The sequence below is a fragment of the Amycolatopsis thermoflava N1165 genome (assembly GCF_000473265.1).
GTDB classification, from domain to species: Bacteria; Actinomycetota; Actinomycetes; order Mycobacteriales; family Pseudonocardiaceae; genus Amycolatopsis_E; species Amycolatopsis_E thermoflava.
The window spans coordinates 85,971-110,447 of the sequence record NZ_KI421511.1; the positions used below are offsets into that span (position 1 = coordinate 85,971).

The 24,477-nt window shown below is 73.0% G+C and carries 27 protein-coding genes; 16 read left to right on the top strand and 11 right to left on the bottom strand.

Annotated features, from left to right (window positions below; all coding sequences use genetic code 11):
* The first annotated feature begins 61 nt into the window (after window positions 1-61).
* From AMYTH_RS0100445 to AMYTH_RS0100465, 5 genes are all read left to right on the top strand, one after another.
* The gene (locus AMYTH_RS0100445) at window positions 62-400 is read left to right on the top strand and encodes a winged helix-turn-helix transcriptional regulator (protein WP_027928635.1); all 339 of its coding nucleotides are present in this window, start codon (window positions 62-64) and stop codon (window positions 398-400) included.
* An 87-nt stretch (window positions 401-487) separates the two neighbouring features.
* Complete coding sequence (locus tag AMYTH_RS0100450; protein WP_027928636.1) at window positions 488-1,534, top strand: aromatic ring-hydroxylating dioxygenase subunit alpha; 1,047 nt, start codon at window positions 488-490, stop codon at window positions 1,532-1,534.
* Entirely contained in the window at window positions 1,531-1,746 is a 216-nt protein-coding gene (locus AMYTH_RS0100455; RefSeq protein WP_027928637.1) for a hypothetical protein, read from the top strand. Before AMYTH_RS0100450 ends, AMYTH_RS0100455 begins: the two co-directional genes overlap by 4 nt.
* Entirely contained in the window at window positions 1,746-2,708 is a 963-nt protein-coding gene (locus tag AMYTH_RS0100460; RefSeq protein ID WP_027928638.1) for a PDR/VanB family oxidoreductase, read from the top strand. Before AMYTH_RS0100455 ends, AMYTH_RS0100460 begins: the two co-directional genes overlap by 1 nt.
* 24 nt (window positions 2,709-2,732) lie before the next feature.
* Entirely contained in the window at window positions 2,733-3,518 is a 786-nt protein-coding gene (locus AMYTH_RS0100465) for an IclR family transcriptional regulator (protein ID WP_027928639.1), read from the top strand.
* 345 nt (window positions 3,519-3,863) lie between these two features.
* Here the strand turns inward: AMYTH_RS0100465 and AMYTH_RS0100470 are convergent, their stop codons facing one another.
* Window positions 3,864-4,487, bottom strand: a complete 624-nt coding sequence (locus AMYTH_RS0100470) for an alpha/beta hydrolase (protein WP_228684503.1) — start codon at window positions 4,485-4,487, stop codon at window positions 3,864-3,866.
* A 52-nt stretch (window positions 4,488-4,539) separates the two neighbouring features.
* Between AMYTH_RS0100470 and AMYTH_RS0100475 the strand changes: the two genes are divergently transcribed.
* Window positions 4,540-5,337: an isocitrate lyase/PEP mutase family protein gene (locus AMYTH_RS0100475; protein WP_027928641.1), complete on the top strand. Its 798-nt coding sequence runs from the start codon at window positions 4,540-4,542 to the stop codon at window positions 5,335-5,337.
* Here AMYTH_RS0100475 and AMYTH_RS0100480 read toward each other — a convergent pair.
* Window positions 5,276-6,481: an MFS transporter gene (locus AMYTH_RS0100480; RefSeq protein WP_027928642.1), complete on the bottom strand. Its 1,206-nt coding sequence runs from the start codon at window positions 6,479-6,481 to the stop codon at window positions 5,276-5,278. The genes AMYTH_RS0100475 and AMYTH_RS0100480 overlap by 62 nt on opposite strands.
* A gap of 79 nt (window positions 6,482-6,560) precedes the next feature.
* On the opposite strand from AMYTH_RS0100480, the gene AMYTH_RS0100485 reads away from it, so the two are divergent.
* A complete protein-coding gene (locus AMYTH_RS0100485) occupies window positions 6,561-7,454 on the top strand; it encodes a LysR family transcriptional regulator (RefSeq protein WP_037322085.1) in 894 nt (297 codons plus the stop codon).
* 351 nt (window positions 7,455-7,805) lie between these two features.
* Here the strand turns inward: AMYTH_RS0100485 and AMYTH_RS0100490 are convergent, their stop codons facing one another.
* Window positions 7,806-8,180, bottom strand: coding sequence for a hypothetical protein (locus AMYTH_RS0100490; protein WP_027928644.1), 375 nt, complete (start codon window positions 8,178-8,180; stop codon window positions 7,806-7,808).
* A gap of 56 nt (window positions 8,181-8,236) precedes the next feature.
* Between AMYTH_RS0100490 and AMYTH_RS0100495 the strand changes: the two genes are divergently transcribed.
* Window positions 8,237-8,689 (top strand): MarR family winged helix-turn-helix transcriptional regulator, encoded by a 453-nt coding sequence (locus AMYTH_RS0100495; protein WP_027928645.1) that lies wholly within the window; start codon window positions 8,237-8,239, stop codon window positions 8,687-8,689.
* Between the two features lie 9 nt (window positions 8,690-8,698).
* Here the strand turns inward: AMYTH_RS0100495 and AMYTH_RS0100500 are convergent, their stop codons facing one another.
* Window positions 8,699-8,974, bottom strand: a complete 276-nt coding sequence (locus tag AMYTH_RS0100500; protein WP_020422142.1) for a hypothetical protein — start codon at window positions 8,972-8,974, stop codon at window positions 8,699-8,701.
* Window positions 8,975-9,031: 57 nt separating this feature from the next.
* Entirely contained in the window at window positions 9,032-10,300 is a 1,269-nt protein-coding gene (locus tag AMYTH_RS0100505) for an amidohydrolase (protein WP_027928646.1), read from the bottom strand.
* Between the two features lie 160 nt (window positions 10,301-10,460).
* Between AMYTH_RS0100505 and AMYTH_RS0100510 the strand changes: the two genes are divergently transcribed.
* Window positions 10,461-11,132: a putative quinol monooxygenase gene (locus AMYTH_RS0100510; RefSeq protein WP_051362445.1), complete on the top strand. Its 672-nt coding sequence runs from the start codon at window positions 10,461-10,463 to the stop codon at window positions 11,130-11,132.
* 459 nt (window positions 11,133-11,591) lie between these two features.
* On the opposite strand, the gene AMYTH_RS0100515 is transcribed toward AMYTH_RS0100510, so the two are convergent.
* Genes AMYTH_RS0100515 through AMYTH_RS0100530 form a run of 4 tightly spaced genes read right to left on the bottom strand, consistent with a single transcriptional unit; the run spans window position 11,592 to window position 15,635 of the window.
* Window positions 11,592-13,526: an aconitate hydratase gene (locus AMYTH_RS0100515; protein ID WP_027928648.1), complete on the bottom strand. Its 1,935-nt coding sequence runs from the start codon at window positions 13,524-13,526 to the stop codon at window positions 11,592-11,594.
* Window positions 13,527-13,528: 2 nt separating this feature from the next.
* The gene (locus tag AMYTH_RS0100520; protein ID WP_027928649.1) at window positions 13,529-14,833 is read right to left on the bottom strand and encodes an NAD(P)/FAD-dependent oxidoreductase; all 1,305 of its coding nucleotides are present in this window, start codon (window positions 14,831-14,833) and stop codon (window positions 13,529-13,531) included.
* On the bottom strand, window positions 14,826-15,056 hold the full coding sequence (locus AMYTH_RS0100525) for a hypothetical protein (RefSeq protein ID WP_017983132.1): 231 nt from the start codon (window positions 15,054-15,056) through the stop codon (window positions 14,826-14,828). The genes AMYTH_RS0100520 and AMYTH_RS0100525 overlap by 8 nt, the downstream gene beginning before the upstream one ends.
* An 18-nt stretch (window positions 15,057-15,074) precedes the next feature.
* A complete protein-coding gene (locus AMYTH_RS0100530) occupies window positions 15,075-15,635 on the bottom strand; it encodes a hypothetical protein (RefSeq protein WP_027928650.1) in 561 nt (186 codons plus the stop codon).
* 73 nt (window positions 15,636-15,708) lie between these two features.
* On the opposite strand from AMYTH_RS0100530, the gene AMYTH_RS0100535 reads away from it, so the two are divergent.
* A complete protein-coding gene (locus AMYTH_RS0100535) occupies window positions 15,709-15,924 on the top strand; it encodes a hypothetical protein (protein WP_027928651.1) in 216 nt (71 codons plus the stop codon).
* A gap of 100 nt (window positions 15,925-16,024) precedes the next feature.
* Entirely contained in the window at window positions 16,025-16,516 is a 492-nt protein-coding gene (locus AMYTH_RS0100540; RefSeq protein WP_027928652.1) for a glutathione peroxidase, read from the top strand.
* Window positions 16,517-16,588: 72 nt separating this feature from the next.
* On the opposite strand, the gene AMYTH_RS0100545 is transcribed toward AMYTH_RS0100540, so the two are convergent.
* The gene (locus AMYTH_RS0100545) at window positions 16,589-17,128 is read right to left on the bottom strand and encodes a MarR family winged helix-turn-helix transcriptional regulator (RefSeq protein ID WP_020422132.1); all 540 of its coding nucleotides are present in this window, start codon (window positions 17,126-17,128) and stop codon (window positions 16,589-16,591) included.
* Between the two features lie 135 nt (window positions 17,129-17,263).
* On the opposite strand from AMYTH_RS0100545, the gene AMYTH_RS0100550 reads away from it, so the two are divergent.
* From AMYTH_RS0100550 to AMYTH_RS0100570, 5 genes are all read left to right on the top strand, one after another.
* A complete protein-coding gene (locus AMYTH_RS0100550) occupies window positions 17,264-18,226 on the top strand; it encodes an MBL fold metallo-hydrolase (RefSeq protein WP_017983127.1) in 963 nt (320 codons plus the stop codon).
* Window positions 18,227-18,229: 3 nt separating this feature from the next.
* Window positions 18,230-19,852, top strand: a complete 1,623-nt coding sequence (locus AMYTH_RS0100555) for an FAD-dependent monooxygenase (RefSeq protein WP_051362446.1) — start codon at window positions 18,230-18,232, stop codon at window positions 19,850-19,852.
* 11 nt (window positions 19,853-19,863) lie between these two features.
* Complete coding sequence (locus AMYTH_RS0100560) at window positions 19,864-20,715, top strand: SDR family oxidoreductase (protein ID WP_027928654.1); 852 nt, start codon at window positions 19,864-19,866, stop codon at window positions 20,713-20,715.
* A gap of 110 nt (window positions 20,716-20,825) precedes the next feature.
* Window positions 20,826-21,101, top strand: coding sequence for a helix-turn-helix domain-containing protein (locus AMYTH_RS0100565; protein ID WP_027928655.1), 276 nt, complete (start codon window positions 20,826-20,828; stop codon window positions 21,099-21,101).
* Window positions 21,098-22,948 (top strand): Na+/H+ antiporter, encoded by a 1,851-nt coding sequence (locus AMYTH_RS0100570; RefSeq protein WP_027928656.1) that lies wholly within the window; start codon window positions 21,098-21,100, stop codon window positions 22,946-22,948. Before AMYTH_RS0100565 ends, AMYTH_RS0100570 begins: the two co-directional genes overlap by 4 nt.
* Window positions 22,949-22,979: 31 nt before the next feature.
* On the opposite strand, the gene AMYTH_RS0100575 is transcribed toward AMYTH_RS0100570, so the two are convergent.
* Window positions 22,980-24,440, bottom strand: coding sequence for a benzaldehyde dehydrogenase (locus AMYTH_RS0100575; protein WP_027928657.1), 1,461 nt, complete (start codon window positions 24,438-24,440; stop codon window positions 22,980-22,982).
* Window positions 24,441-24,477: the final 37 nt, after the last annotated feature.

Sequence of the window (24,477 nt, forward strand, 5' to 3'; positions counted from 1 at the left end):
TAGTGCTTCGATTTTCGAACCACTATGCTGCTTCGAGAATCGAAGCGCAAGGAGTTGAGCCATGGCGGACCAGTCCGTGCCCCGGCCGGGATCCCCCGTCCGCGGCTCGTCCACCGGACGTCCCGTGATGGCGGCGCTGGACCTGCTCGGGCGGCGCTGGACGCTGCGCGTGATCTGGGAGCTCCACCGGGCGCCGGCCGGCTTCCGTGAGCTCCAGCGGCGCTGCGACCGGATGTCCTCGAGCGTCCTGACCACCCGGCTGGCCGAGCTGACCGACGTCGCCCTCGTCGAGGAGGGCGCCGACGGCTACCGGCTCACCCGGCTCGGCCGCGAACTCGTCGAATCGCTCCTGCCGCTGGACACCTGGGCCCGCCGGTGGGAGAAGTCGCTCCGCCGGTGAGCTTTCACCTGCTGAAAACACGGCTGGTCCCGGCCCGGTCCCGGCAGCGAAAGTGTGGTCGTCGCATCTACACCGAAGGAGCTGCAGATGACTGCGTTCGTGCGCGACCAGTGGTACGTCGCCGCCTACGGGAGCGAGGTCGGGCGGGAGCTGCTGGCGAGGACGATCCTGGGCGAGCCCATCGTCTTCTACCGCACCGAAGCCGGGGAAGTCGTCGCGCTGGCCGACCGCTGCGTGCACCGCCGCTACCCGCTGTCGGAAAGCCGCCTGGACGGGGACCGCATCGTGTGCGGCTACCACGGCTTCACCTATGAGCCCTCCGGCAGCTGCGTCTTCGTGCCCGGCCAGTCCCGGATCCCGCGCACCGCGCGCGTGCCGTCCTACCCGGTCGTCGAGCAGGATTCGTTCGTGTGGGTGTGGATCGGCGACCCCGCCCGCGCCGACACCACGCTCATCCCGCGCGCGCCGTGGCTCGCCGATCCCGCCTACACCACCGTCTGCGGCATGGAACCGCTGGCCGCGCGCTACGAGCTGCTCGTGGACAACCTGATGGACCTGTCCCACGAGACCTACCTGCACGGCGGCTACATCGGCACGCCGGAGGTCGCCAACACCCCGATCACCACCGAGGTCGACGAGGACCGGCGGATCATCTACGTCAGCCGCCACATGGACGACGCGGCCTGCCCGCCGTTCTACGCGAAGTCGACCGGCATCGAGGGCCGCATCACGCGCTGGCAGGACATCGAGTACCACCCGCCGTGCCTGTACCTGCTGCACAGCCGTATCGCGCCGGTCGGCGTGCTGCCCAACGCCGACGGCACCGACCCGGACGGGTTCCACGTCGAGGTCGTCTACGCGATCACCCCGGAGACCGAGCACTCGACCCACGACTTCTGGGCCGTGGCGCGGGACTTCGCGCTCGACGACCAGGAGGTGTCCGACTTCCTCGCGCAGAGCAACCGCACCGTGGTGCTGCAGGACGTGGAGGCGCTCGACATCCTGGAGCGGGTCATCCAGGCCGAGCCGCAGGGCTACCAGGAGCTGTCGGTCAACATCGACACCGGCGGCCTGGCCGCGCGCCGCATCCTGAAGAAGATGGCGGGCGAACCGGAGAAGGCCGCCACGCGATGACCGAACGGACCGCGATGCTGCACGGCGACACCGTGTACCGCATCCACTGGAAACTGGGCACCGATCTCCTCATCGGCGTCTGCCACTGCGGCGCCGAGCACGAGTCGGAGGACCCGGTCGAGCTGTGGGAGTGGCTGCTGGCCCATCCCGACGGCCACGACGACCCGGCGCCCGCCGGTGACCCGGTGCTCGCCGGAGCGGGGAGTGCGTGATGACGGCGGTGCTGACCGAAGTGGAACTCGACGTTCTCCTGGAGCGCAAGGAAGAACTCGCCGCGGGCGTGGTGCGGCTGACCCTGCGGCACCCCGCCGGCGAGCCGCTGCCGGAGTGGGAGCCGGGGGCGCACCTGGACCTCGTGCTCGGCGAGGGGCTGGTGCGGCAGTACTCGCTGTGCGGCGATCCGGCGGACCGGAGCGTGCTGCAGGTCGCGGTGCTGCGCGAGCCGGACGGGCGCGGCGGATCGGCCTGGGTGCACGACCGTCTGTCCACAGGGGACACCGTGCGGATCCGCGGGCCGCGCAACCACTTCCGGCTCGTGGACTCGCCGCGGTACCTGTTCGTCGCGGGCGGGATCGGGATCACGCCCATCGTGCCGATGATCGCGCGGGCCGAGGCGTCCGGCGCGGACTGGCGGCTGGTGTACGGCGGGCGGTCGCGGGCGTCGATGGCGTTCCGCGAGGAGCTGGTGGCGCGCTACGGCGACCGGGTGGAGATCCGGCCGCAGGACGAGACCGGGCTGCTGGACCTGGACGAGTTGCTGGGCGCACCGCACGACGGCGTGGCGGTGTACTGCTGCGGGCCGGAGCCGTTGCTGGCGGCGGTCGAGCAGCGCTGCGCCGCGTGGCCACCGGGCTCGCTGCACGTGGAGCGGTTCTCCCCGAAGGCGGGCGCGGACGCGGGGGAGCGGACGACGTTCGAGGTGGAGCTCGCGGCGTCCGGCCGGACCGTGACCGTGCCCCCGGACAAGTCGATCCTGGCCGCGGTCGAGGAAGCCGGGGTGAGCGTGCTGTCGTCGTGCCAGGAGGGCACCTGCGGGACGTGCGAGACGCCGGTGCTCGACGGCGTGCCGGACCACCGGGACTCGCTGCTCACGGACGCCGAGCGCGCGGCGAACGACACGATGATGATCTGCGTGTCGCGCTCGTGCGGGCCGCGGCTCGTGCTGGATCTGTAGGCCGGCGCGGGGCAGGATGATCGGATGGACGGCGAAGTCCGGACGGTGACCGGCAAGGTGCTCGCGCTGCTCGGCGCGTTCACCCCGGAATGCCCCGAGCTGACCCTGTCGGAGCTGGCGCGCCGGGCGGGGCTGTCGCTGGCGACCGCGCACCGGCGGGTCGCGGAACTGGTCGCGTGGGGCGCGCTGGAGCGCGGCGCGGACGGCCGGTACCGCGTCGGGTTGCGGTTGTGGGAGGTCGCTTCGCTGGCGCCGCGCGGGCTGGCCCTGCGTGAGGCGGCGATGCCGTTCCTGGAGGACCTGTACGAGGTCACGCACGAGAACGTGCAGCTCGCCGTGCGGGAGGGCCTGGAACTCGTGTTCGTGGAACGGATTTCCGGCCGCAAGGCGGTTCCGGTGTGGACGCGGGTGGGCGGCCGGTTCGCCCTGCACGCGACGGGCGTCGGGCTGGCACTGCTCGCGCACGCGCCGGCGGAGGTGCAGGAGGAGGTGCTGGCCGCGCCGTTGCAGGCGTACACGCCGAAGACGGTGACGAGCCCGGCCCGGCTGCGCGAGATGCTCGCCGCGGTGCGCCAGACCGGCTACGCCGTCAGCGACGGCCAGGTGACCACGGACGCGGTCTCGGTGGCGGCGCCCGTGCGGGACGGTTCGGGTGTGGTGGTCGCGGCCGTGTCGCTGGTGGTGCATGCCGATGGTGCGCAGCCGGCTGCGTTGGCGCCGTTGGTGCAGGCGGCGGCGCGGGGCATTGGCCGGGCGTGTGGTTCCCCTGGTGGGGCGCGGGTGTTTCCGCGGGAGCCGATTGCCCGGTGAGTGCGCGCCGCGCTTGTGTTGGCCGGTGGGGTATTGCCGCGCGCGTGTGGGGTGGTTCGGGTGCGGTGGTCGCGGCCGTGTCGTTGGTGGCGCACGCGGATGGTGTCCAGCCGGCTGCGTTGGCGCCGTTGGTGCAGGCGGCGGCGCGGGGGATTGGCCGGGCGTGTGGTTCCCCTGGCGGGTGCGGGTGTTCCCCCAGCAGCCGTGTGCCCGGGGAGCCCTCCCCACCCGGCGGACCGAATCTCAGCCTGGAACCGCGATCGTCCCCTGGGCGCCACCCACATGTCCCGGCCACCTGGCCGTGAGTGACCCGCGCACGGTCCAAATCACCGCGGCAGGTGCACCTCAGCTCGTCAGCAGCTTGCGCACCTCCGCGATCTCGTCGTCGTTCACCAGGTGCTCGCGGTCCTCGTACACGCGCATCGTCACCGCGGCTCCCATCCGCTCCAGCAGCCTCGCCGTGGCCTCCGCTCGCTCCAGCGGCACCCACTCGTCGTAGCGGCTCGTGCCGGCGAACACCGGCGTGCCCGCCAGCGACCCCGATGGCGCGCGCTCGTCCGGCCCCAGGTACCCGCCGGTCAGCAGCGCCGCCCCGGCGTACCGCCGCGGCGAGCGCACCAGCAGTTCCGACAACAGGCACGCCCCCTGCGAGAACCCGACCAGGAACACGTCCTCCGCCGCGATCCCGGCCTCGGCGATGCGCGCCAGGAATGCCGCCATCGCGTCCAGCGCGTGGTCCGCCCACGGCTGGTTCGCCGCGAGCGGCTGCATGAACCCCGCCGGGTACCACGTCTGCCCCGCGGCCCGGGGCAGCACGTACGCGATGTCCGGCACCGCGACCCGGTCGAGGATCGCGAGCATGTAGTCCGGCGTCTGACCTCGCCCGTGCACGACGAGCGCGGCGCGCCGGGCCCGGTCCAGGGGCGCGCCGGCGAAGACCGGGTCCGGTTCCAGGTGCGGGTTGCTCACGGAACGGATCGTATCGGCCACGACCGACAATTCCCGGCGTTAGCGTTCCGGCATGAGCTTCGCCGAGTTGCACCGGACCGGGAAACCCCTGCTGCTGCCCAACGCCTGGGACTACGCGTCCGCGGCCGTCCTCGTCGCCGAAGGCTTCGCGGCCATCGGCACCACGAGCCTGGGCGTCGCCGCCGCGGCCGGCCTGCCCGACGGGACCGGGGCGACCAAGGACGAGACCGTCGCCCTCGCCCGCAGGCTGACCCGGCTGCCCTGCTACGTCACCGTCGACATCGAAGGCGGCTTCTCGGACGACCCCGGCGAGGTCGCCGCCCTGGGCGCGGAACTCGCCGCGCTCGGCGTGGCCGGGGTGAACATCGAGGACGGCCGGGACGGCGGGCGCCTCGCCGAGCCCGCGCACCAGCAGCGACTGATCAGCGCGCTCAAGGACGCCGCGCCCGGCCTGTTCGTCAACGCCCGCACCGACACGCACTGGCTCGGCACCGGCGACGACCCCGTGGCCCGGGTCCGCGCCTACCGCGACGTCGGGGCCGACGGGGTGTTCGTGCCCGGGCTGACGGACGAGACGACGATCGCCGCGGTCGTCGCGGCGGTCGACGTCCCGGTGAACGTCCTGGCCGGCCCGCCCCTGCGGCGGCTCGCCGAGCTCGGCGTCCGGCGCGTCAGCTGCGGGTCGCTGTTGTTCCGGGCCGCGCTGCAGGCCGTGGTCCGCACGGTCGGCGCGATCACGGCGGGCGGCGCCATCCCGCCTGTCCCGTCCTATGCGGACGTGCAGGCGCTCAGCTCGCCCGGAACAGCCGCCGCACCACGGTCGCCAGGATCGCCAGCAGCGCCACGGTGAACCCGGCCAGCGCGATCCGCACGTCCACCGCCTGGGTGGCCACCCCGAGCGCGAGCACCGGCACCGCGAGTCCGGCGTAGGCGGCCAGGAACAGCCCGGACAGCGCCTCGCCACGGCTCTCCGCCGGGGCCAGGCCGAGCACGATCCCGACGCTGGCCTTGAACCCGGCGCCCGCTCCGGCGCCGGCGAGCACCGCGCCGAGCAGGAACAACGCGAGGCTCGGCAGCCACACCGCGACCGTCACCAGCACCAGGCCCGCCGTCAGCAGGCCGAGCCCGGTGGCGAGCAACCGCCGCAGCGCCGTCCGCGCCAGCACGATCTGCGCCACCGCCGCGGACCCGAACACCGCGAACACGCTCGCCCCGGCCAGCGCGTGCGAGTGCTGGTGCAGGGTGTTCGCCAGGAACCCCGGCGCGAGCGAGGTGAACATGCCGAACACGGCGAACTCGGCGAGCGCGGCCGCCCCCGCGGCCAGGTAGCGGGCGCGGGCGTGCGGCGGCACCGAGACCCGCTGCGGGTGGTAGCGCACGCGCGTGGCGGTCACCGTCTCCGGCGCCAGCGTCACCGCGAGCGCGCCGATCAGCATCAGCACCTGGAACACCAGGTACGGCACGTGCAGCGGGTCGCCGGCGTACTCGGCCAGCAGCCCGGCGACGAGCGGGCCGAGCCCGATGCCGCCGAGGTTCGCCGCGGTCGCCACGACGTCCGCCCGGGTCCGCGAAGCGCCCGGCCGCGCCGCCAGGTGCAGTTCGGTCAGGTGCGCGGTGGCGGTCGCGGTGAGCAGGCCGATGCTGATGCCGGACAGGAACCGCGCGGCGAGCAGCGCGGGCACTGCCGACCAGGCCAGGAACACGATCCCGGCGAGCACGTTGACCAGCACGGCTGGCACCAGCACCCGGCGCCTGCCCACCCAGTCGGACACGTGCCCGGCGACGAACAGGCTGGCGATCACGCCCAGCGCGTACGCGGCGAAGACGAGGGTGACGGTGAACGGGCCGAACCCGTCCTTGGCCTGGTAGAGCACGTAGAGCGGGGCCGGGGCGGCGGAGAACCCCATGGTCACCGCGAAGGTGTAGGCGACGAGCCAGAAGCCCGCGCCGTGACGGCGGGACGTGGTGCGCGGGGGAAGGGCCTCGATGATCACGACCCCAGAGTGCGCCCGTTTGCTCATCTCGTCCAACGAATGTTTTCGCTGACAGCTATCGCAGTGTTAGATAGGCAGTGTGGAACTGCGTCAGCTGTCGTACTTCGTGGCGGTCGCCGAGGAACTGAGCTTCACGCGCGCGTCGCAGCGGTTGCGGGTCGTGCAGTCGGCGGTGTCGACGGCGATCCGGGCGCTGGAACGGGAGGTCGGGGCCGAGCTGTTCGACCGGGACAGCCGCCGGGTCGCGCTGACGGCCGCCGGCGCCGCGATGCTGCCCGAGGCGCGAACCGCACTGGCCGCGGCCCGCGCGGCGGCGCAGGCCGCGGCGGGAGCGAGCGGCGAGGTGCGCGGTGCGGTCACCATGGGCACGCTCCTGTCGACCGGGCGCGTCAACGTGCCGCGGCTGTTGGGCCGGTTCTCGCGACGGCACCCGCACGCGGCCGTGCGGTTGCAGTACTCGCCGTCGGGCTCGGCGGGACACGTGCGGGCGGTGCTCGACGGGCGGATGGACCTGGCGCTGGCGTCCCTGGCGGGCAAGGTGCCGGCCGGGCTGGCGCACGAGATCGTCACGGAGGAGGACCTGAGCCTGCTGGCCGCGCCGGACCACCCGCTGGCGAGCCGCAGCGGGGCGACGCTCGCCGAGCTGGCGGAGGAGTCCTTCGTGGACTTCCCGGTGGGGTGGGGGAACCGGACGCTGGTGGACCGCGCCTTCGCCGGGGCCGGGCTGAGCAGGCAGGTGCCGCTGGAGGTGTCGGACTACGGCACCGCGCGGGCCCTGATCTGCCAGGGGCTCGGGATCGGTTTCCTGCCCTCGGGCGCGGCGGGGAACATGGCGGGCGTGGTGCCGGTGCCGCTGGCCGAGCCGCTGCGCTGGTCGGTGTCGCTGATCCACGCGACGGCGCGGCCGCTGTCTCCCGCGGCGGCGGCTTTGCTGCGGGAGGTGCACGCGGAGCTGGGGGCCGAGGTGTCGTGACTCCTGGCGGCCGGGGTGGTCGCGGGGCTTCTGCGGCTGGGTGGCCGCCGCGCACGGGCCCGGGGAATCTACACGTCGGCGCGGGGGCTCCAGGTTTCCTGCTGTACCCGTGGGGGTTTCGACGGTGTCGGCGCCGCCGGCCGAGCGGCTGTCGCTGATTCACTCGACGTGGCGACTGTCTCCTGCGGCGGCGGCCTGCTGCGGGAGGTGCACGCGGCCTTCAGACTCCGCGGGCTCCAGGGTTTCGCGCTGTCCGCGCGGTGGTTTCGACCGTGCTGGCCGAGCCGCTGCGCTGGCCGCTGTCGCTGATCCACGCGACATCGCGGCCATTGTCCCCGCTGAGCTGGGGACCTACCGTGCAGCCTCCAGGTTGCCCGCCATCGTCGCCAATGCCCGGACGGTCTCGGCGTACTGGTCCTTCGTCAGCCCGGCGACGGACAGTTCGCGGAAGCGCCGCACCCGCTCGGCGATCTCGCCCCTCGCCGCGCGGCCCTCGTCGGTGAGCGCGCCGTCCGCGGTGATCCAGCCGCGGGCCACCAGGTCGGCTCGTGCCTCCGCGGCGCCGTCGAACACCTCGAGCGCGTCCGCGCCATGCCGTGAGGTGTTGAGAGCTTGCCAGTGACGGCGCGTGAGGCCGCGGTCGGCGAGCACCCGCGTGAGGCCGTCCTCCAGCAGGTTGTCCACGTGCTTGAGCCAGAAACCGATCGGCTTGTCGAGCGGGTCCACGACAACTCCTATGTAATATGACATGTAGTTGTCTTCGAGTATGGATGAGGACGGGCATGGACCGCAACGCCGATTCGATCGCCCGCGCGCTGGCCACTCTGCGCCGGGCGCAGTCACGGCGCGCACTGGGCCGGTTGTCGCGTGAGCGGGGGAGGACGAGCCCGGTGCCGGACGCCGTGTACGAGCTGCTGGACATCGTCGCGGCGGCCGGGCGCGCGCCGACGGTCACCGAGGCCGCCGCCGCGCTCGGGATCGACCAGCCCCGGGCGAGCCGCTTGACCGCGCAAGCTCTGGAAGCGGGACTGGTGCGCCGGCGCGCCGATCAGGCCGACGGCCGCCGATCACTGCTGGAACCCACGGCCCAGGGCCGTCGGGCGATCGAGGAGATCCAGGCGTTCCGTGCCAGGGTGGTGGCCGAGGTGACGGCCGGGTGGGATCGGGACGACCGGGCGGCGCTCGCGAAGCTGCTGGCCCGGTTCACGGAGGACTTCAGCGCGCTGGTGCGCTGACCGCGATCTTCAGGCGGCGTGCGCCCGCTGCGCGCGCAGCGCGGCGAGCCCGGCCTCGGTGGGCACGACGGGCACATCCTCGACTCCCGAGCCGGACGGCGCGGAGATCAGCTTGCGCCAGCGGAGCCGGTCGAGCGCCTCGCACTCCCACGGCGGGACGCGCCCGGCCGCGGCGCCGTCGGGGCCGGCCCACATGTAGCACGTGGGCGCTCCCCACAAGCCGTTGTGGAACAGGATGAGCCCGGCGGCCGTGTCGGCCAGGGCTTGCATATCTTGCGCGGTCATACCACAAAGGGTGCCCCTCGGCGAGACGAGCACACATCAGCCGAACCACCGAGTCGGCTACGTATTGTCATCCGTACGTGTGGTCTGGCGCACAAGAGCTTCCAGCACGTCGACCGCGACCGGCAGCGCCGCCTCGTCCACGTCGAAGTACGGGTTGTGGTGCGGCGCGGGGTTGCCGCCACCGATCACCGTGTAGGTGGCGAGACCGCCCGCGCGCTGCACGGCCTCGGCGAAGAGGCTGGCATCGTCGCTGCCGCCCATCTCGTGCGTCCGCAGCGCCCGCTCGCCGTGACCGGTCGCGGCGGCCGCCGCGAGCACGGCGTCCAGCAGCTCGTCGTCGCAGTTCAACGACGTGGAGCCGCCGGTCTCCTCGATCTCCACCGCCACGCCCTGCGCCTGCGCGGCGCCGCACAGGACCTGCTTGATCCGCTCGGTGAGGTCCGCGTTCACCGCGCCGTCCGTCGACCGCGCCTCGCAGGTCAGCTCGGCCGCCGCGGGCACGATGTTGACGTTGCCCCCGGCGTGCAGGGTGCCGACGTTGACCCGCGTGTCGGCGGCGGAAAACCGCGGCAGGCCGTGGATGCCGAGGACGGCCGTCGCGGCGGCGAGCAGCGCGTTGCGGCCGTCCTCGGGCGCCGCCGCCGCGTGCGAGGCGACCCCGGTGAACCGCGCACGCATCTTCGTCGTCGCGAAGATGCCGGTGATCCCGGCCGCGACGGTCGTCGCGGGCAGGTCGAGGCCCAGGTGCACGGCCAGGAAACGGTCGACCCCGGCGACGGCGTCCGCGGCGAGCATCGCGCGGGCGCCCCGGCCGCCCTCCTCGGCGGGCTGGAACAGGAACCGCACCGTGCCGGGGAAGTCGCGGTCGGCCAGCCGCCGCGCCAGCGCCAGCCCGATCGCCACGTGCCCGTCGTGCCCGCAGGCGTGCATGAACCCCTCGTACCGCGAGCGGAACCCGTCGGCCGCGGGGGTGTGCGCGGGGTCGTCGGCCTCGGTGACCGGCAGCGCGTCCATGTCGAACCGCAGCGCCCAGACCGGGCCGGGGCGGCGGCCGGCGAGGTCGGCGATGATCGCCGTGCCCTCGGTGGCGAACCGCCGCACGTCCGCGGCGTCCGCGCCCGTCGCGACCGCCCGGTCGGCGAAATCCCGGAGCGTGGCCTCGTCCGGGTAGGCGGGCACGCCCTCGCGCCGCATCGCCGCGACGCCGGTGCGCACCTCCACCGGGAGTTCCCGCAGGTGCGCGAGGACCGTCGCCGCCGTCCGCACCTCGCAGAAGGCGGGTTCGGGGTGCGCGTGCACGTCCCGGCGCAGGGCGACCAGATCCATCAGGCTCCTCTCCTCGCCGGGGGTGCACGTGCGCCCCCGGCCCGAACGGGATGTCCCCGAAGTAGAACACGGCCGGCAACGCCGCTGACACCGCCCAGAACGGGGACCGGCCCGAGCGGCCCGGAATTGTCGGTGGTGCTCGTTAACCTCGGCGTGCTGGATGGATCACGACGAGGGGGACCCGATGACCGAGCTGTTCGAGCTCCGGCAGTACACGCTGCACCCGGGACGGCGCGACGAGCTGATCGCGTTGTTCGACAACGAGTTCGTGGAGTCGCAGGCCGAGGCGGGCATGCGGGTGTACGGCCAGTTCCGCGACCTGGACGACCCGGACCGCTTCGTGTGGATCCGGGGCTTCCCGGACGCCTCCCGGAGAGCCGAGTCGCTGGCCGCTTTCTACGAGCGACATCCCGCGTGGCTGGCACACCGGGAGGCCGCCAACGCGACGATGATGGATTCGGACGACGTGCTGCTGCTGACCCCGGTGACCGGCGACCTCGACGCGGCTCGCGCATCGCCGCCGGCTCGCGCGGGCGGGGACGGTGCGGCGGGGTTCGAGATCGTGATCTGCCACCCGGAGGACCCGGATGCGTTCCCGGAGCTTTTCCGCCGCGAGGTGCTGCCCGCGCTCGCCGAAGCGGGTGCGCCACCGCTGGCGTCCTTCCGCACTTCGGCGCACCCCAACGACTATCCGCGCCTGCCGGTCCGCGAGGGCGAACAGGTTTTCGTCTGGCTGAGCAGATCCGCGGCCCCGGCCGGCCTGCTCCCGGCCGGGTCACGGCCACCCCAGCGGCTCCGCCTGGCGCCGACGCCGCGTTCCTGGCTGCGATGAGCCGGCTGTCCACAAGGGAGGTACGGAACCTGGATCCTGACAACTGAAAACGCTCGGAGGCGCACTGGAGTCACGGTTGCGAGCCGCGGCGGAGACCCTGGGTGACGCGGCACCAAGATGCGAGACGACATCGCGCCCCTCGCGCAGGCCGCACGGCCGGGCGGCCCGGGGGTGGGCGGTGTGCACCGTCCCGGGAGGGGATCCGCGCGGCTGCTTGATCCCTGGGCGGCCCGCGTGCGGGCCGGGTTCACCGCCGCAGGAGGAAATTTCGCCCGGCGCTTGAGGGTTCGGCGGCTTGCGCGTGGGCTGGGTTCGGCCGTGGGAGGGGAATTCGTTTCGGTGCTTGGTGGTTCGGTGGCCTGCTTGCGGGTCGCGTTCACCGCGGTGCTGGGGAAAACCGCCCGGTGCCAGGGAAAATCCGCCCGGCGCCGGCGGCTGTCCGGCCCGCGTGGGCCCGGTTCAGCGTCGTGCGAGGAGGGGGATTCGGCCGCCCTCCAGGACGGCTTCCACCTGCCTCGGGGAGAGCCGGTGCCGCAGCGGGATGTCCACCCCCGTGGTCGTGTCGGTCGCGGTCAGCTCCTCGCCTTCGGTCAACTGCGAGCGCAAATCCCGTAGCGCCAGCACGTGTCCCTGCTCGACGCGGTCGTAGTCCGCCGGATTGGTGAACTCCAGCGCGAGGATCCCGAAGTTGGCGAGGTTCTGCCAGTGGATCCGCGCGAACGACTTCGCGATCACCGCGTGCAGACCGAGGTGCCGCGGCGTGATGGCGGCGTGCTCCCGCGACGAGCCCTGCCCGTAGTTGTCCCCGCCGACGACGAAATGCCCGCCCTCCGCCTCACGTGCCCGTGACGGGTACGTCTCGTCGACGCGGGTGAACGTGAAGTCCGCCAGCTTCGGGATGTTCGAGCGGAACGGCAGGGCCGCCGCGCCGGCCGGGGAGATCTCGTCCGTCGAGATGTTGTCGCCCACCTTCAGCAACACGACGGCCTCGATGTCGTCCGGCAGGGGCGGGAAGTCCGGCAGCGCCGAGATGTTCGGCCCCTTCACCAGTTCCTCGCGCGCGGCCCGCTCCGGCGGCAACGGCGGCACCAGCATCGCCGTGTTGACCGTCGCCCGCTCGGGCAGCACCACCGACGGGTAACCCATGCTCAGCTCACGCGGATCGGTGATCACCCCGGTCAGTGCGGCCGCCGTCGCGGTCTCCGGCGAGCACAGCCACACCCGGTCCTCCCGCGTCCCGGACCGGCCGGGGAAGTTCCGCGGGAACGTGCGCAGCGAATTGTGCCCGGCCGCCGGCGCCTGCCCCATCCCGATGCACCCCAGGCACCCCGCTTGGTGCAGCCGCGCGCCCGCGGACACCAGGTCGAGCGTCGCACCCAACTTGGTCAGGTCTGCGAGGATCTCCCGCGACGTGGGGTTCACGTCGAAGCTCACCGCGTCGTGCGTCTGCCGCCCGCGCACCATCGCCGCCGCCACCGCGAAGTCCCGCAAACCCGGGTTGGCCGACGAGCCGATCACCACCTGCCGCACCTCGGTGCCCGCCACCTCCCGCACCGGCACCACGTTGTCCGGCGACGACGGGCACGCGATCAGCGGCTCCAGCGCGGACAGGTCGATCTCCTCCGCCACGTCGTACACCGCGTCCGGATCGGCGACGAGCTCCTCGAAATCCGAAGCCCGGTCCTGCGCCCGCAAAAACTCGAGCACCGCATCGTCCGCCGGGAAGACCGTCGTCGTGGCGCCTAGTTCCGCGCCCATGTTCGCGATCACGTGCCGGTCCATCGCCGACAACGACGCCAGCCCCGGCCCGTGGTACTCCACGATCCGGTTCAGCCCGCCCTTGACGCCGTGCCGGCGCAGCATCTCCAGGATCACGTCCTTCGCCGACACCCACTCCGGCAGCGCGCCGGTCAGCCGCACGCCCCAGATCTCCGGCATCCGCAGGTACAGCGGTTCCCCGGCGATCGCCATCGCGACCTCCAGCCCGCCGACCCCGATCGCGAGCATGCCGAGCGACCCCGCGGCGCACGTGTGCGAGTCGGACCCGACCATCGTCCGCCCCGGCACGCCGAACCGCGCCATGTGCGTCGGGTGCGAAACCCCGTTGCCCGGCTTGGAAAACCACATCCCGAACCGGCGGCACGCCGACCGCAGGAACGCGTGGTCCTCGGCGTTCTTCTCGTCCGCCTGCAGCAGGTTGTGGTCGACGTACTGGACGCTCACCTCGGTGCGCGCCCGGTCCAGCCCCAGCGCCTCCAGCTCCTGCATCACCAGCGTGCCGGTGGCGTCCTGGGTCAGGGTCTGGTCGACCCGCAGGCCGATCTCGCGACCCGGCACCGGCTCACCCGACACCAGGTGGCTGTCGATCAGCTTGCGGGCGACCGGGAACCCCACAGCTACCTCTGGCTGGCTCGCACGAACTGTTCCCGCGGGTGGTGCTGCTCGCCGGTCGCGACGACCTGGCGCCGGAACGGCAGCGAGATCAGCCAGTCCGCGGCGATCCGCGTCTTGCGGTGCGCGGTCGGCATCGTCATCAGGTGGTACGCGCGGTGCAGCGCCCACGCCGGCCAGCCACGCAGCTTCACGCCGTAGATCTGTGCGACCCCCTGGTACAGGCCAAGGCTCGCGACCGACCCGGCGTAGGAGTGCCGGTAGCCCGCCAGCGGCCCGCCGCGCAGCGTCGCGACGATGTTCTTCGCCAGTACGACCGCCTGCCGCGACGCGTGCTGCGCCGACGGCGCGCACACCGCGCCCGGTTCCTTGCTGGTCACGTCCGGCACCGCGGCGGCGTCACCGGCCGAGAACACGCCCGGCGTGCCGTCCACCTCCAGCGTCGTCGCGCAGCACACCCGGCCGCGCGGGTTCAGCGGCAGGTCGGTGTCGGCGAGCATCGGGCTCGGCTTGACGCCCGCGGTCCACACGATCGTGTCGGCGTCGAACTCGGTGTCGTCGCCCAGCACGACGTGGCAGTCCTCGCACGACTTGAGCGTCGTGCCCAGGTGTACCTCGAAACCGCGTTTGGTCAGCACGTCGAGGGTGTAGCTCGCCAGCGACGAGCTGACCTCCGGCATGATCCGGTCGGCCGCCTCGATCAGCACCCACCGCAGCTCGGAACGGTCGATGCCGTAGTCCTTGAGCGCGTGGCGGGTCATGTCCTCCAGCTCCGCCATCGCCTCGATGCCCGCGTAGCCGCCGCCGACGAACACGAACGTCAGCAGCTTGCGCCGCAGCTCGCGGTCCATCGTGCTGGCCGCCAGGTCGAGCCGGGACAGCACGTGGTTGCGCAGGTAGACGGCCTCCTCCAGGGTCTTGAAGCCGATGCCGTGCTCGGCCAGGCCCGGGATGGGCAGCGTCTTGGACACCGAGCCGGGCGCCACCACGAGGATGTCGTAGCCGAGCTGCTCGACGTGCCCGTCGGCGACGCGCAGCGTGACCGACTTGGACGTGGTGTCCACGCCGGTCGCCTCGGCGGCCATCACCTTGCAGCCGGGCAGCACCTCGCGCAGCGGCACGACCACGTGCCGCGGTTCGACGGAACCGGCCGCGGCCTCGGCGAGGAACGGCTGGTAGGTCATGTAGGACCGCGGGTCGATCACGGTCAGCTGGGCTTCCTCGGCGGTGAGCCGCTTGCGCAGCTGCCGGGCCGTGGTGGCGCCGACGTAGCCCCCGCCGATGATCACGATGCGGGCGGGGTCAGCCACGCAGCGCCTCCTCGTCCGTCTCGAACTCCACTTCCTGCTGCTGCTCGGCGACGTCGCCGGGGTCTGCCTCGGGCGGGAGCCCGGGCTCCAGGCCGGTCTGCCGCGGAGCGTGCACGTTCTGCCGTTGCGCCAGCGCGTCGGCCTCCGGCGCCTCGGGGTCGGGCGGTAGCGGCGATTCCCGTTCCAGCGCCTCGCGCACGGACTCCTCGTCGGGCTCGGTCACGCGGGTTCCCTCCTCGTGTCAGTGGGTGTTCTCGAGTTCGGTGATCGCGCGTTCGACACCCGCGACCACGTCCGGGTGGCCCAGCGGCAGTGGCGCGGGGATCCGGTCCTCGGCGCCGCCGGTGCTGTGCGCGACGACCCGCACCGGCACACCGGACTTCGCGAGCGCGTCGATCCGCTCCCGGTGGTCGTCCTCCCAGTGCCGGTCGGCGATCTCGCCGTCGCCCGGCGGCACGAACTGGTCCGCGGCCGGGTCGACCAGCAGGAGCGAGCGCAGCGCGCCGCTGTGCTTCTCCGCCAGCCGCAGCGCTCCGTCGGCGAACGGCCCGCTCGCCACCACGTGCACCGCTGCGGCGGGCGGGTCGGACAGAAGGTCGTCCGCCTGGGTCAGCCCGCCGTCGGAGGGCAGGCGGCACCACACGACCTGCCACTGGCTCGTCTTGTCCCGCCAGGTCGCAGGCAGTCCCTCGTGCTTGGCCAGGCCGGTCGGATCGAGCACCAGCACGGTCGGCCCGTCCGGGGTACCTTCGGTAACGGCGGCCGGGCCCTCGGCACGCACCGGGTCCGGGGAGTAGTTCATCAACCGCTCCTTTCTCCGGTCTCTTGGCTACCCGGGGCGCCGCCGCCCTACACGGATCACGTGCGGACAGGGGATGGACATGCGAGAGCACCTGCAGGAGGTCGCCGACTTCAACGTCCCGGTCACGTCGGCCGAGGACACCGAGATGATCGTGGCGCAGCGCCGGCGAGCGGTGCGCGCGGTCGCGTCCGCGGCGGAGAACGCCGAGGACTGCGCGTTGCTGCTGGACGCGCTCGGGTTGAAGCCGGCGGAGGGGATCGCGCCGGTTCCGGCGCAACGGCTCGGCTGATCGGGTGTAACGCTGGTCACGGTCGCCGCCGGATGGGGAACGGCGCGGCCGGGCCGGCGTTGCCACAGGTGGTAGCTGCCGACCACCGCGGAGGATCGTCATGGCCCTGGCTGACATCGAGCTGCGCACGCTCGCCGGTGAGACCGCGACGCTGGGCGGGCTGGGCCGCAAGGCCCTGCTCGTCGTGAACGTCGCGTCGAAGTGCGGCCTGACGCCGCAGTACGCCGCGCTGGAGCGGCTGCAGGAACGCTACGGGGACAAGGGATTCTCCGTCGTCGGGTTCCCGTGCAACCAGTTCGCGGGCCAGGAGCCGGGCAGCGCCGAGGAGATCGCCACGTTCTGCTCGGCGACCTACGGCGTCACGTTCCCCATGTTCGAAAAGATCGAGGTCAACGGCCCCGGCAGGCACCCGGTCTACGCCGAGCTGGTGGAGACGCCGGACGCCGACGGCGCGAGCGGGGACGTGCAGTGGAACTTCGAGAAGTTCCTCGTCGACCCGGACGGCAAGGTCGTGGCGCGCTTCCGGCCGCGGACCGACCCGGAGGCCCCGGAGGTCGTCGAGGCTATCGAAGCGGTGCTCCCGGCCGCCTGAATCGGTCAAAGCTTTGACAAATCCGGCGGGGCATCGTAGTGACCTGCGCCACGGACGCCAAGGGGCCAGTTCCTAGAACCGCCGCTTGGCGTCCATCGCCGCGGGGCTCGTCGTCAGCTTCTCCAGCAGGCCGATCAGGATCGTCTGCTCCGGCTTGGTCAGCGCGTTGGCCCACGCCTGCTCGCGGGCGTTGTGGGCCTCGTACGCGCTGGTGATCGCCTCGTGGCCGGCCTCGGTGAGGTTCAGCAGCACCGCGCGCCGGTCGTGCTCGGCCTGCTTGCGGGACACGAGCCCGTCCCGCTCCAGCGTGTTGACCAGCGCGGACACCGCCGCGCGGCTCATCCCGGACAGCTGTGCGACCCGCTTCGCCTCCATCGGGCCGGCCAGCCACAGCGCGAACAGGACCCGGAACCCGCCCCAGCTCCACCCGCGCGGCCGGTGCACGGTCGACTCCCAGTCGTACACGAGTGCGCTGGTCAGGCGGTGCAGCGTCAGACCGAGGCGCATCGCGGTGGCGTCGACCGCCGGCAGTTCGGCGGTCGTCCGCGCGATCGCGTAGTCCACGAACGTCAGGTAGTCCAGCTCGTCGGGGGCAGCCGGTTCTGCGGTCATGCGCCCCAGGCTAGGCGCTGCCCGCCCGCTCATCCGAACAGCGTCCTGATTCGGAAGTAGTCTTCCCTTGCGGAGTGGTCCGCGTTACTCTGACGTCCGTCAAATAGTCAAAGCTTTGATCAAAGGAGGTGCGGGGTGGCTCAGAAGTCGTTCGCCTCGTCCGGCGACCTGACGGAGAAGGAGCAGACCCTGGAGGTGCTCGAGGACGGGGTCTACGCGCTCACCGCGGAGGGCGACCCGAACGTCGGCGCCATCGAGGGGGAGGACTTCCTGGTCTGCTTCGAGGCGCTGGCCACCCCGGTCGCGGCCCAGGACTGGCTCGCGAAGCTGCGCGAGCACACCGACAAGCCCGTCCGGTACCTCGTGCTTTCGCACTACCACGCGGTGCGCGTGCTCGGCGCCTCCGCGTTCGACGCCGAGGTGATCGTCGCGCACGAGAACACCCGCGCCCTGGTCGCCGAGCGCGGCAAGGAGGACTGGGAGAGCGAGTTCGGCCGGATGCCGCGGCTGGCCAAGGGCGCCGAGTCGGTGCCCGGCCTGACCTGGCCCACCCTGACCTTCTCCGACCGGCTCACCATCGACCTCGGCGGCGACCGCGGCGACCTCGTGCTGCAGTACTGCGGCCGCGGGCACACCGAGGGCGACATCGTGGCGTGGCTGCCGCGCCAGAAGATCCTGTTCGCGGGCGACCTGGTGGAGGCCGAGGCCGCGCTCTACACCGGCGACGCCTTCCACCGCGACTGGGCCTCGGGCACGCTGGACCGGGTCAAGGCGTTCGGCGCGGAGGCGCTGGTCGGCGGCCGCGGCGCGGTCAGCAGGGGCCGGGACGCCGTCGACGCCGCGATCGAGCAGACCCGCGGCTTCCTGGACGTGATGATCCGCGAGGTCGGCGCCGTGCAGCGCGCGGGCGGCACGCTCAAGGAGGCCTTCGAGCGCACCCACGCCGCGCTGGCCCCGCAGTACGGGCACTGGCCGATCTTCGAGCACTGCCTGCCCTTCGACGTCTCCCGCCTGTGGGACGAGCTGTCCGGCATCGAACGCCCGGTCATCTGGACCGCGCAGCGGGACCGCGAGGTCTGGGACCAGCTGCAGGGCTGAGCGATGACGACGACAGACCCCTCGACCAGACATCACCGTGTGGCGGTGATCGGCAACGGCCCGGTCGGCCAGACGACCGCGCTGCTGCTGGCCAGGTGGGGCGTTCCGGTGCTGCTGCTGGACGGGCGGCCGGAGCGCGACCTGGTCGGCTCCAAGGCGATCTGCCAGCAACGCGACGTGCTCGACGTGTGGGAGGCCGTGGGCGCCGGGCGGCGGATCGCCGCCGAGGGCGTCACCTGGACCACCGCGCGCACCTTCCACCGGGACCGCGAGTTGTTCGCCTACTCGATGGCCGATCCCGGCCGCTCGGCGTTCCCGCCGTTCGTCAACATCTCCCAGGCCCGCACCGAGGAGATCCTGGACGAGCGGATCGCCGCCGAGCCGCTGATCGACGTGCGCTGGGGCCACCGGGTCACCGGCATCGCCCAGGACGATGACGGCGTCACGCTCACCGTCGACGGCCGGGGCGACGTGCGCGCCGACTACGCGGTGGCGTGCGCCGGTGCCCGCGGCGACGACATCCGCCGGATGCTCGGCGTCGGCTTCGGCGGGCACTCCTTCGACGACCGGTTCCTCATCTGCGACATCCGTGCCGACATGCCCGGCTGGGCGCAGGAGCGGCGGTTCTACTTCGATCCGGAGTGGAACCCCGGCCGCCAGGTGCTGATCCACCCGTGCCCCGGCTCGACGTTCCGCATCGACTGGCAGGTCCCCGGCGACTACGACCTCGCCGCCGAGGAGGCCAGTGGCGCGCTGGACGCCCGCATCCGCGCGATCATCGGCGACCAGCCCTACGAGATCGTGTGGAAGTCGGTGTACCGCTTCCACTCGCGGGTGGCCGACCGGATGCGCGTCGGCCGGGTCCTGCTCGCCGGGGACTGCGCGCACCTGGTGTCGCCGTTCGGCGCGCGCGGCCTCAACTCCGGGGTCGGCGACGCCGAGAACGCGGCCTGGAAGCTCGCGTTCGTCCTGCACGGCTGGGCGGGCGAGGAGCTGCTGGAGTCCTACCACGACGAGCGGCACGCGGCGGCGCTGGAGAACATCGCCGTTACCACCGCCACGATGGACTTCCTGGTGCCGCAGACCGACGAGCAGCACCACCGGCGCCGCTCGGTGCTGGAGGCGGCGGCGACCGATCCGGCGGTGCGGGCGCAGGTGGACTCGGGGCGGCTGGCCGAGCCGTTCTGGTACGTGGACTCGCCGCTGACCACGCCGGCGGCGACGCGGCCGTTCACCGGCCGCCCGCCGCGCGGCGAGGTGCCGCCTGCCGGTCCGGGGATCCTGGCGCCGGACGTGCCGGTGTCGGTGACCGGTTCCTCGTGCGGCCGGTTCCGCGAACTGGCCCGCGACGGCGTCCTGCTGCTCACCACCGACGGGGTGGACCTGGACCCGTCCGCGGACGCAGTGGACACCGGGGCGCCGATGCGGATCCTGCGCCTGGCCGAGATCGACGTGACCGGCGTGCTCGCCGAAGCGCTGGACGCGCGGCCCGGCGAGGTGTGGGTGATCCGCCCGGACGCCTACGTGGCGGCCGTCCTCACCGACGTGGCGGAGGTGCCCGCGGCGGTGAACCGGGCCCTCGGACAACCCGCCGCCGAACGTATCCTGCCCGGTGCCGGCACGTGAGAGGGAGGACCATGGGCAGGATCGCCGTCACCGGGGCCACCGGGCAGCTGGGTTCGCGGGTGGCCGCGCTCCTCGCGGAGCGGGGTGTGCCGCAGCGGTTGTGCGTGCGTGACCCGGCGCGGGCGCCCAAGACCGAGGGCGCCGAGGTCGTCGCGGCGGACTACGCCGACACCGCGGGGTTCCGTGACGCGCTGGCCGGGGTTTCGACGCTGTTCCTGGTGTCCGGCCACGAAGGTCCGGAGCGGATGGACCTGCACCGCGGCGCGGTGCGGGCCGCCGCCGAGGCCGGGGTCGACCGCGTCGTCTACACCTCCTTCCTCGGCGCGGCCCCGCTGGCGACGTTCACCTTCGCCCGCGAGCACGCGGAGACCGAGCGGCTGATCCGGGAGTCCGGGCTGCGGCTGACGGCGCTGCGCAACACGCTCTACGCCGACGTCGCGCCGCACTTCGTCGGGCCCGACGGGGTGCTGCGCGGCCCGTCCGCCGACGGGCGGCTGGCGTGGGTGGCGCGGCAGGACGTGGCGCGGCTGGCCGTGGAATGCCTGCTCGACGACGCGCACGCCAACCAGGTCTACGACGTCACCGGCCCCGAAGCCATCGACCTGCACGAGACCGCGGCCCTGCTGAGCGAGGTCACCGGGCGGAAGATCACCTACCACGCCGAGACACTGGAGGAGGCGCGCGCGTCGCGGGCGGGCGCGCAGGAGTGGGAGATCGACGGCTGGGTCGGCTCGTACGCGGCCATCGCGACGGGCGAGGTGTCGGTCACCAGCCACACCGTCGAGCACGTCACCGGGCGGCGTCCGTGGACCTTCGCCGAGTTCCTCGCCGCCGAGCCGGAGGCGTGGGCGCACCTGAAGTGAGGCGGGCGGCCACCGCCGGGACGTTCAGCGTGCTGACGGTGGCCTTCACGCTCCCTGACCGGGGTGACTATCATCGAGACCCGAGAAGATCACCCCGAGAGGCACCGCGCATGGCGTCGGACAGACCGGCATCCCCCTCGGTCGACCGCACGCTGACCGTGCTGGAGACCCTCGTCGAGGCCGGTGAGGGCCTCACCCTCACCGCGCTCGCGCGGGCGACGGCCATCCCGCTCGCCACGTGCGCCTCGATCGTCTACACACTGGAAAGCCGCGGGTACGCCCGACGCCGGATCGTCGGCCGCAGCCACTTCTGGCGCGCCACCCCCCGCCTCTACGAGGTCGCCGCGCCGCTGGCAGGCGAGGCGACGGCGGCGCGGTCCCGATGATCGTCGCCGTCGAGCTGGCCGTGCTGGTGGCCGTCGTCCTCGTCGTCACCGGCATCGCGCAGCGCCTCAACTGGTCGCCGCCGCTGTGCCTGGTGCTGATCGGCGTCGCGGCGTCCTTCGTCCCCGGCGTGCCGGACTACCACCTCGACCCCGAGGTCGTCCTGATCGGCCTGCTGCCGCCGCTGCTGTACGCCACCGCGATCCGCACGCCGCTGTTCGACTTCCGGGCCAACCGCGTGCCGATCGCGGCCCTGTCCGTCGGCCTGGTCGTGTTCACCACGCTCGTCGTCGGCTGGGTCGTGTGGCTCATCGTGCCCGGCATCCCGCTGGCCGCCGGGTTCGCGCTCGGCGCGGTCGTCGCGCCGCCGGACGCGGTCGCCGCCACCGCGGTCGCCCGCCGGGTCGGCATGCCGCGCCGCATCGTGCGGATCCTGGAGGGCGAAAGCCTGCTCAACGACGCGGCCGCGCTCGTGTCGCTGCGCACGGCCATCGCCGCGATCGCCGGGGCGGTCAGCATCTGGGAGGTCGGCGGCGACTTCCTGCTCGCCGCCGGCGGGGGCGTCGCGGTCGGCGCGCTGATCGGGTGGGCCGCGAGCCTGCTGCGCCGCCGCCTGACCGACCCGGTGATGGACACCGCGTGGTCGCTCGTCATCCCGTTCCTGGCCTACCTGCCCGCCGAGGCCATCCACGGCTCCGGGGTGGTGGCGGTCGTCGTGGCCGGGCTGATCATGGGGCACCAGACGCCGAAGCTGCTGTCCGGGCCGTCCCGCCTGGCCAGCAGGCTGAACTGGCGCACCGTCCAGTTCCTGCTGGAGAACGTCGTCTTCCTGCTGATCGGGCTGCAGGTGCGGCGCATCGTCGAGGAGGTCGGCGACTCCCGGCTCGCGTGGTGGGAGCTGACGCTTATCTGCGCCGGCGTGCTGGCCGCGACCATCCTCGCCCGGATCGTGTGGGTGTTCGGGTACGGGTTCGTGGCGCGGATGCGGCCGGGCGAACGCACTCCGTGGTCGTACTTCGCGGTGATCTCGTGGGCCGGGATGCGTGGCGTGGTCACGCTCGCCGCCGCGTTCGTGCTCCCCGACGACACCCCGCAGCGCGCGGTGCTGGTGCTGGCGGCGTTCGTCGTCGTGGCCGGAACGCTGCTGCTGCACGGGATGACCCTGCCCGGCCTGGTGCGCCGCCTGCGCCTGCCGCCGCCCAACCCGGCGGAGGACGCGCTGCAGGAGGCCGCGCTGCTGCACGACATGACGTCCGCGGGCCTGGCCCGGCTGGAGGAGATCCGCCGCCCGGCCGACCCACCCGAGGTCATCGACCGGTTGCGGGACAAGCAGTCCTACCGGTCGGACTCGGCGTGGGAGAACCTCGGCAGGCTCAGTTCGCTGGAGGAGACCCCCAGCGACGCGTACCGTCGGCTGCGTGCCGAGATGCTCGCGGCCGAGCGGGACGTCCTGCTCACCGCGCGGGACCGGGGCACCGCCGACGACGAGGTGCTCCGGCGGGTGATGGACGGACTGGACATCGAGGAGTCGCTGCTGGAGCGACCCGAGGAGGAGCCGGGCATGGAACGTGAGCTGGAGACCCCCGAGGCCACGGCGGGCACTTGCGAGCACCTGGAGAAGGCACGCGTGCCGGAGACCGACGCCGAGGGCTGCGTCGACTGCCTGCGCGAGGGCTCGTCGTGGGTGCACCTGCGGCTGTGCCTGGAGTGCGGGCACGTCGGCTGCTGCGACTCGTCGCCGCGCAAGCACGCCACGCAGCACTTCCACGACACGCGTCACCCGGTGATCCGCAGCTACGAGCCCGGCGAGAACTGGCGCTGGTGCTTCGTGGACGGGATCGTCGGCTGAGCGGGGGCGCCGCCGGCGCCCCCGCCGCGCGTCAGAACGGGTAGCCGGCGACGTCGCCGCGCATCGTGACCCAGCGGGTCTCGGTGAACGCCTCGATGTTCGCGGCGGGCCCGCCGAACCGGGAGCCGGTGCCGGAGTCGAACACGCCGCCGAACGGGGCCAGCGCCTCGTCGTTGACCGTCTGGTCGTTGATGTGCGCGATACCGGTCGGGATCCGGTCGGCCAGCGCCAGTCCCTTCGCCACGTCCGCGGTGATGATGCCCAGCGACAGCCCGTACTCGCTCTCCGACGCGAGCTTCGCGGCCTCGTCCAGGCTGGTGAACTTCGCGACCGGGGCGACCGGGCCGAACACCTCCTGGTCGTAGGCGGGCACCGAGGGGCCGGCGCCGGCGAGCACGGTGGCGCGGTAGAAGAGGTCCTCGTACGTGCCGCCCGCGGCGACCTTCGCCCCGGCGTCCACACTGGACGTCACCAGGCCGTGGATCTTGTCGCGCTGCTTGGCGTCGATGATCGGGCCGAGCGCGACCTGGTCGGTGAACGGGTTGCCCACCGGCAGGTGGTCGGCCTTCTCCGCGAGGCGGTCCACGTACTCGTCGTAGAGCGAGGCGTGCACCAGGTGCCGCCCGGTGGTCATACAGATCTGGCCCTGGTGGAAGAACGAGCCCCACGCCGCGGCGCTCATCGCCTGCTCCAGATCGGCGTCGTCGAGCACGATCAGCGCCGAGTTGCCGCCCAGCTCCAGGTGGGCGCGCTTGAGGTGGCGGCCCGCGGACTCGCCGACCGCGCGGCCCGCGGCGGTCGAGCCGGTGAACGAGATGACGCGGACGTGCTTGTCCTCGACCAGCGCGGCGCCGACGTCCGGGCCGCCCGGCAGCACGTGCAGCACCCCGGCGGGCAGCCCGGCCTCCTCGAAGACCCGCGCCAGCGCCACGCCACCGCAGACCGCGGTGCGGGGGTCCGGCTTGAGCACGACGCTGTTGCCCAGCGCCAGCGCCGGCGCGACCGAGCGGATCGACAGGATCAGCGGCGCGTTGAACGGCGCGATCACGCCCACCACACCGGCAGGCACGCGGCGGGCCATGCTCAGCCGCGGCGCCTCGCTCGGCAGGACCTCGCCCGTCGGGTGGGAGGGCAGCGCGGCGGCCTCGTAGCACTCCTGCGCGGCGACGTGCAGTTCGAAGTCGGCCTTGCCGGGGATGCTGCCGGACTCGCGGATCAGCCAGTCCTTCAGCTCGGCGGCGTGCTGCTGCCACAGGTCGCCGGCGCGGCGCAGGACCGCGGCGCGTTCTTGGAAGGAGGTCGCCGCCCAGGCGCGCTGCGCCTCGGCCGCCTTGGCCGCGGAGGCCGCCAGGTCCTGGGGCGAGGCGATGCCGACGCGCCCCAGTTCGTCGCCGGTCGCGGGCTCGATGACGGCCGCGTCGCCGCCCGCCGCGCGCTCCCAGCTGCCGGTGAAGACGCGTCCGGTCCACTTCTCGTCGTCGAGAAAGCTCACTGTCACTCCTGATGCGCGAGGTTTTCCGCCATCCTCC

Excerpts from the sequence above, each read along its gene's own strand:
- AMYTH_RS0100445 (WP_027928635.1), top strand. The coding sequence starts at position 62 with ATGGCGGACCAGTCCGTGCCCCGGCCGGGATCCCCCGTCCGCGGCTCG.
- AMYTH_RS0100450 (WP_027928636.1), top strand. The coding sequence starts at position 488 with ATGACTGCGTTCGTGCGCGACCAGTGGTACGTCGCCGCCTACGGGAGC.
- AMYTH_RS0100455 (WP_027928637.1), top strand. The coding sequence starts at position 1,531 with ATGACCGAACGGACCGCGATGCTGCACGGCGACACCGTGTACCGCATC.
- AMYTH_RS0100460 (WP_027928638.1), top strand. The coding sequence starts at position 1,746 with ATGACGGCGGTGCTGACCGAAGTGGAACTCGACGTTCTCCTGGAGCGC.
- AMYTH_RS0100465 (WP_027928639.1), top strand. The coding sequence starts at position 2,733 with ATGGACGGCGAAGTCCGGACGGTGACCGGCAAGGTGCTCGCGCTGCTC.
- AMYTH_RS0100475 (WP_027928641.1), top strand. The coding sequence starts at position 4,540 with ATGAGCTTCGCCGAGTTGCACCGGACCGGGAAACCCCTGCTGCTGCCC.
- AMYTH_RS0100495 (WP_027928645.1), top strand. The coding sequence starts at position 8,237 with ATGGACCGCAACGCCGATTCGATCGCCCGCGCGCTGGCCACTCTGCGC.
- AMYTH_RS0100500 (WP_020422142.1), bottom strand. The coding sequence starts at position 8,974 with ATGACCGCGCAAGATATGCAAGCCCTGGCCGACACGGCCGCCGGGCTC.
- AMYTH_RS0100505 (WP_027928646.1), bottom strand. The coding sequence starts at position 10,300 with ATGGATCTGGTCGCCCTGCGCCGGGACGTGCACGCGCACCCCGAACCC.
- AMYTH_RS0100510 (WP_051362445.1), top strand. The coding sequence starts at position 10,461 with ATGGATCACGACGAGGGGGACCCGATGACCGAGCTGTTCGAGCTCCGG.
- AMYTH_RS0100530 (WP_027928650.1), bottom strand. The coding sequence starts at position 15,635 with ATGAACTACTCCCCGGACCCGGTGCGTGCCGAGGGCCCGGCCGCCGTT.
- AMYTH_RS0100535 (WP_027928651.1), top strand. The coding sequence starts at position 15,709 with ATGGACATGCGAGAGCACCTGCAGGAGGTCGCCGACTTCAACGTCCCG.
- AMYTH_RS0100540 (WP_027928652.1), top strand. The coding sequence starts at position 16,025 with ATGGCCCTGGCTGACATCGAGCTGCGCACGCTCGCCGGTGAGACCGCG.
- AMYTH_RS0100545 (WP_020422132.1), bottom strand. The coding sequence starts at position 17,128 with ATGACCGCAGAACCGGCTGCCCCCGACGAGCTGGACTACCTGACGTTC.
- AMYTH_RS0100555 (WP_051362446.1), top strand. The coding sequence starts at position 18,230 with ATGACGACGACAGACCCCTCGACCAGACATCACCGTGTGGCGGTGATC.
- AMYTH_RS0100560 (WP_027928654.1), top strand. The coding sequence starts at position 19,864 with ATGGGCAGGATCGCCGTCACCGGGGCCACCGGGCAGCTGGGTTCGCGG.
- AMYTH_RS0100565 (WP_027928655.1), top strand. The coding sequence starts at position 20,826 with ATGGCGTCGGACAGACCGGCATCCCCCTCGGTCGACCGCACGCTGACC.
- AMYTH_RS0100570 (WP_027928656.1), top strand. The coding sequence starts at position 21,098 with ATGATCGTCGCCGTCGAGCTGGCCGTGCTGGTGGCCGTCGTCCTCGTC.